Raw genomic sequence first — 386 nt, 5'->3', positions numbered from 1 at the left:
CGCCAACGGCCTCGGTTCCGACGGCTTGCTGCCGAACAACGGCGTCATCGCCGGCGCGAACTTCTTCGTGCGTCCCGCGACGGGCACGACGGCCGTCCCCGGATCGCGATATCAGCTGCTGACACCGGGCTGTCTGAACGGCACCCCGTACAACACCACGGACGCCGATCGTGCGCAGACCAACAACGGCGCGATCGCCAACGTCGTCTGCCAGCAGGATCTGGTGAATCAGTACGGCGTGGTGTCGCCGAACATCGAGCGTTTCGGCGCGTCGGCGCGGTTCACCGGCAAGGTCGGCGACAATGCGGAGGCCTATTTCCAGGTCAATTTCCAGCAGTCCTCGTCCAACTACAGCGGCGATCCGTCGGTCATCCGCGGCAACGCGC

1 protein-coding gene is annotated in these 386 nt (G+C 65.5%); it reads left to right on the top strand.

The window, feature by feature from the left end; all coding sequences use genetic code 11:
• On the top strand, nt 1-386 hold a 386-nt coding region (locus AC0IYH_RS29730), incomplete at both ends, for a hypothetical protein (protein WP_471837667.1).

The organism is Pseudomonas sp. AC463 (assembly GCF_979253585.1).
This window is presented reverse-complemented; position numbering and strand designations above follow the sequence as displayed.